Here is a 3,759-nt window from a genome sequence, read left to right as displayed (position 1 = left end):
AGAACGTTTCGCTGTTGCGGGTGCAAAAGTAGACACTTTATTCAATTAAACAAGCCTTTTTTTATTCTTTTTTTAATGGTAATTTAATACAAACACTTAACTCGCTATACCTGCATTACTTACAACCTAACTTTTTTTTAAAGTTTTTGTGTTAGTGGGGTTTTATAGTGCTGGATTGTTGCTTTTGGGCAGGACAACACTATTCATGAGTTGTGAGTTGTGAGTTGTCGGTTTTGGATGGTGGGAATGGTTATTGGTTCAGTTTTCGGTTTTTTGAGGGGTTCTACAATTACCATATACACTATTAAATGAATCCTGATAAGTTAATATAATGATTTTAGGAATATGATTCATACGCTCCCTCATCCTTCGGGATGACATGGAAGGGAATGACTAGTCCTGAAACAACTATACCGGTTATTAAATAAATCCTATTAGTACTGCGCTACTTTAAAATCTTAAGCTCTATCTTACAACTTTGACAATCCTCCAAACAAGTGTTCCTGAAATCACTATTACAACACTGTACCATTTTCATGCACTATCCATGCACTATCCATGCTTTATCTATGCTTTATCTATGCATTACTATTTTAGTGAGTTGTGAGTTGTGAGTTGTCGGTTTTGAGAGGTCGGTCAGTTTGGTGAGAATAGTTATTGGTTCGGTTTTCGGTTTTTTGAGGTGTTCTAAATTTACCATATACGTCATTAAATAATTCCTGATAAGTTAACAAAATAGTTTAGGGATATGCTTTATGCGATCCCTCATCCTTCGGGAGGACATAAAAGCAACAACACTCCTTATATATACATATAAAGAGTGTTGTTTTGTTGGTTATTTTAAAATACCTAGTTTTATAAAAACTAGTACGCTTTAGGGATGACAGGTAGCATCTAGGTAATTTTTCTTGCCGGAATCGCAGGTTGGTATTTGATCAAAAGGATAAGGTTCTCCTGTGGCAGGGTTTTTAATTTCCAACTTCGTTGTATAATTATCCCCATCGTCATCTTTATCTAAGAAATCAGGCACTCCATCACCATCGGTATCATCTGGATTCACTACCCCCTCATTTAACTCAGACGCAGTCCATACATAACCATCACCATCTATATCTTCATGCATAGACAACACCCCATCAGGATCTGGTACTACGGTTTGATTCAAAATACTATATTCATGATCCATACGACTTATGCTATATAATTTAAAACTAAAAATAAGAGGAGTATAAGCTGGAATTCCTCCGTTACCGGTATAATAACCCAATCCAGAAGGAATAAACATAGCTCCCACACCATAATTATCATAAGAAACCGTTCCATCTTCATTAGAAACATAGTTTCCTGCTTTAAATTGTGGAAAAACTTCTTTCCACCCCCTAATAGTACCGTATAAATCCATAAATGAGTTTGGATACAAAACCGTCTCAAAATGTGTGGTAGTTTGGGTTAAAACATTATCGGTTGTTGTACTCGTTAAATAATCCCCGCTATAAGATGCTAAAACACCATCTACGTTCATCGGATTTTCTCCAACGCCTTCACGGATTACCAAATAATATAATTTATACACTATTTCATGCACCTGCACTTCTCTGTACAGCAATTTAGGAAACCCTGTATTTTCTTGGTACGACCAAATAGAAGGCTGGGTTGCTGGATCGGTAATTTTAGAAAAAGTCACATTATAATCGGCATCAACCGTAATATAATTGGTTTTTAAATACTCTTCTATATTGGCGCTATCAATAGCGTATTGCTCATCATACGGTTTCGTAGGAGTCACTACTACTTCATCATCGTCTTTTTTAGAACATGATATAATTGAAAGCACTGTTATTATTACTATAAAAGAATATTTAATTTTGTTCATTATTGCTTGTAAATTTAGGTGCGCAAGATACAATATTGATTTATTTTTGTAAACTATTTAACTCTGATTTTAGAAAAATTATGCGAATCGACAAATACTTATGGTGTGTGCGTTATTACAAAACGAGAAACATGGTTACCGAAGCCTGTAAAAAAAACCATGTGACCGTTAATGGTCAAGTAGCGAAACCCTCACGCGAAGTCTTTCTGACCGATAAAATCACTTTTCGAAAAGACCAAATTACACATATTATTACCGTACTTGATATTCCGGAAAACCGTGTAGGTGCAAAATTGGTTGATATTTACCGCCGAAACGACACTCCAGCCGAAGCCTATGCCCATTTAGAACTCCTAAAACTTTCTAAAGAGCATTATCGTAAAACTGGTACCGGAAGACCCACTAAAAAAGACCGCCGTGATTTGGATGATTACACTCCCGATTTTGAAGATGAAGAGGAATTAGAAGAAAACGACTAACTCAAAAAAAGAGATGCGATTGTATAATTTTATACCTTTAGCTATCAAAAAAATCACATATTAGTTTCATTTATAAAAATGTCATGAGCAAAAATATCATTTTAAATCACCAAGAAATAGAACACAAAATCAAACGAATTGCTTACCAAATTTACGAAACATTTGTAGAAGAAGAAAGCATTGTAATAGCTGGTATCACCACAAATGGTTCTGTTTTTGCTAAAAAAATAGCCGAGGCTTTAGCGCAAATTTCTCCCATAAAAGTAGCCTTGTGCGATGTTATTATAGACAAACAAAATCCAGCAAATGCCATTCAAACCAGTTTATCACCGGATCAATATGCCAATTGCGGACTAGTATTGGTAGATGATGTACTGAATTCGGGCACCACTTTAATTTACGCTGTAAAACATTTCTTGGATGTACCGCTAAAAAAATTCAAAACGGCTGTTTTGGTCGACCGAAACCATAAAAAGTATCCCGTTAAAGCCGATTTCAAAGGCATTTCGTTATCGACCTCTTTACTAGAGCACGTGCAAGTTGTATTTGATCCCGCTGGTGATTATGCTTTTTTAAGCTAAAAGCGCTACAATATCAGCAACCGTCTGCTCTATGGTTTTACCATCAACTGCCACTTTAAACTGTGCTTGGTTGTAAAAATAACTCCTATCAAATAAATGTTTGGCGATAAACTCTTTCAGTTCGTCGTCATTCATTTGGGCTATAAGAGGTCTTTTGCTTTTATTGGCTGCCAAGCGATTAAAAAGCGTGTCTATCGAAGCCTTTAAATAAATAGAAACCCTATCCTCCCCTTTTAACAACTCGTGATTGTTGGCATAACAAGGAGTTCCACCACCTAAACCGATAATCATGGGTTCGGTGTCATGTAATAATTCGACAAAAACCTGGTGTTCTAATTTTCTAAAATACACTTCGCCGTGTTCTTTAAAAATAGTACTGATAGTTGTATTTGCCTTATTTTCGATCATTTTATCCAAATCAACAAAGGGAATTTGGGTTATTTTAGAGAGGTTTTCGGCAATTGTAGATTTTCCACAACCCATATACCCTAATAATATAATTTTTCTCATTACAATAAAAGCCTAAAAATTAAGCGTTTGGAAATTAAACTAAAAAAAAGACAAATTTATAATAAAATAGCTTGGAAATTATAAAAAAAACGTCTTATATTTGCACCCGCATTCAAGGAACGCTAAAGACTCGATAGCTCAGTTGGTAGAGCACATCACTTTTAATGATGGGGTCCTGGGTTCGAGCCCCAGTCGGGTCACAAATTTTGTGATTTACACATTACGTTTCTTGAAGCACTGACTCGATAGCTCAGTTGGTAGAGCACATCACTTTTAATGATGGGGTCCTGGGTTCGAGCCCCAGTCGGGTCACAAA

Annotated in this window: 4 protein-coding genes and 2 tRNA genes; 4 read left to right on the top strand and 2 right to left on the bottom strand. The window is 35.8% G+C overall.

Translation table 11 applies throughout. From position 1 onward, the window contains the following. Window positions 1–874: 874 nt before the first annotated feature. Window positions 875–1,873 carry an FKBP-type peptidyl-prolyl cis-trans isomerase gene (locus tag I5M07_RS15915; protein ID WP_200107438.1) on the bottom strand — a complete coding sequence of 333 codons (999 nt, stop codon included), beginning with the start codon at window positions 1,871–1,873 and terminating at the stop codon, window positions 875–877. 80 nt (window positions 1,874–1,953) lie between these two features. Here I5M07_RS15915 and I5M07_RS15910 point away from each other — a divergent pair, with 80 nt between their 5' ends. Beyond that, entirely contained in the window at window positions 1,954–2,352 is a 399-nt protein-coding gene (locus I5M07_RS15910) for an RNA-binding S4 domain-containing protein (protein WP_200107437.1), read from the top strand. A gap of 83 nt (window positions 2,353–2,435) precedes the next feature. After that, window positions 2,436–2,933, top strand: coding sequence for a phosphoribosyltransferase family protein (locus tag I5M07_RS15905; RefSeq protein ID WP_200107436.1), 498 nt, complete (start codon window positions 2,436–2,438; stop codon window positions 2,931–2,933). Here I5M07_RS15905 and I5M07_RS15900 read toward each other — a convergent pair. Continuing rightward, window positions 2,925–3,443 carry a shikimate kinase gene (locus tag I5M07_RS15900; RefSeq protein WP_200107435.1) on the bottom strand — a complete coding sequence of 173 codons (519 nt, stop codon included), beginning with the start codon at window positions 3,441–3,443 and terminating at the stop codon, window positions 2,925–2,927. The genes I5M07_RS15905 and I5M07_RS15900 overlap by 9 nt on opposite strands. 127 nt (window positions 3,444–3,570) lie before the next feature. Here I5M07_RS15900 and I5M07_RS15895 point away from each other — a divergent pair. Continuing rightward, window positions 3,571–3,643 (top strand) — tRNA-Lys (locus tag I5M07_RS15895). Between the two features lie 39 nt (window positions 3,644–3,682). Then, window positions 3,683–3,755 (top strand) — tRNA-Lys (locus I5M07_RS15890). Window positions 3,756–3,759 lie beyond the last annotated feature (4 nt).

It is taken from the genome of Flavobacterium agrisoli, from assembly GCF_016522065.1.
GTDB lineage: Bacteria > Bacteroidota > Bacteroidia > Flavobacteriales > Flavobacteriaceae > Flavobacterium > Flavobacterium agrisoli.
The sequence above is the reverse complement of the archived record's forward strand: the minus strand, read 5'-3'. Positions and strand labels throughout refer to the sequence as shown.

Bases quoted from the DNA above. Each gene is read 5' to 3' on its own strand.
- I5M07_RS15910 (WP_200107437.1), top strand. From the start codon at position 1,954: ATGCGAATCGACAAATACTTATGGTGTGTGCGTTATTACAAAACGAGA.
- I5M07_RS15915 (WP_200107438.1), bottom strand. From the start codon at position 1,873: ATGAACAAAATTAAATATTCTTTTATAGTAATAATAACAGTGCTTTCA.
- I5M07_RS15905 (WP_200107436.1), top strand. From the start codon at position 2,436: ATGAGCAAAAATATCATTTTAAATCACCAAGAAATAGAACACAAAATC.
- I5M07_RS15900 (WP_200107435.1), bottom strand. From the start codon at position 3,443: ATGAGAAAAATTATATTATTAGGGTATATGGGTTGTGGAAAATCTACA.